Below are 1200 nucleotides of genomic sequence, written 5' to 3'. Positions count from 1 at the left end.
TCTTGCTCGGTTGGAGCACGTTCATCCGCCGATCCCACACTGACAGCCCTGAAGCCGTACGGATGTGACCCACGGCGTCTGGGAGGTGATACGCATCGAGAAACCGTTCAGATAGCGCCAGGCCTGTTCGGCACGTGCATGGCGAAGTAGATCCAAGTAGGGCGTTACGTCGCTGGTGTCAATCCACCGCAAGGCGAGGTCGAGCGCGGGGAGGTCCATGGAAAGTGGGACGCCATGCGGCCAGATGTTATTAGGCAAATGCCGTTGTAATTGATCTCATGCTTGCAGTCAGCCATGCATTGATTCACGGCGGAACGCGAGATAGCCGACCCTCACTGGCTTACGAAACTCGTGCTTCGCAGCAATCGAGGACCAGTGAGCCGCCAGCAATTGCGTGGGTATAAGGCACCGACGCGGGGATTCGGCGCCTGCCGCATCGGCCATCCGCGGGTAGGGGCTGCGATCCAGTTTGGTCTAGACAGGCATTTGGCATTTCGTTCTGCGGATGCCAGGCACGTGCTTGGGCCGTGTCAATTGTCATTGCAGGGACTTTGCGTTGCGTCAACCATTTCTGGAGCGTTCCAACTAAGGTTACATCGTGGGGCTGGTCCATTGTGGGCGCTCCATAATGACGTTGAGGTCGGTATGAATATCCGAAAGTCCAATCAAGAATGCGCAGAGTTACTGTATGAGACCATTGAGCCAAACGTATGGTATTCGCGCGCACAGATCCTCTCGATGGCCATACTTACGGCTGACGAATTTACACGTGCGAGGAAGGTGCTCCTGAGCGCCGATGTGCTTCATTTTGAGCCGACCCGCATTAACACAAAGCCAGCGTACACGCTTACCGGAAAGCCTCTGGCGACGTCTTGTCCGCCGGCTAAGACGCGCGCGGTGCTCCAGAATAGCGATCAGTTCGAGCCATTGCTGCGAGCCTGGCAGATTAGGCTGCCATCGCGCGATATTCTGGTTGGCCATTGCACAAACCATCGCTTCGGCGGCGATGAAAACCCCTCGGGCACGGACACGGTGCAGATCCGGATGGCACGCACTCGGCGCCTCTGGGCAAATGAATGTAGTTAAGAAATCTCGGCGCTCGATAGCGACTTCGGCAACGTGTTTGAGAGGAAGCAAAGCATGGTATCGCCGGAGACCTGGACCCGGCGCGCCTATCGCAACCTGATCTACTTCCACGAA

The sequence above is a fragment of the Cupriavidus sp. genome, assembly GCF_057315035.1.
Note: the sequence above shows the minus strand (reverse complement) of the source record.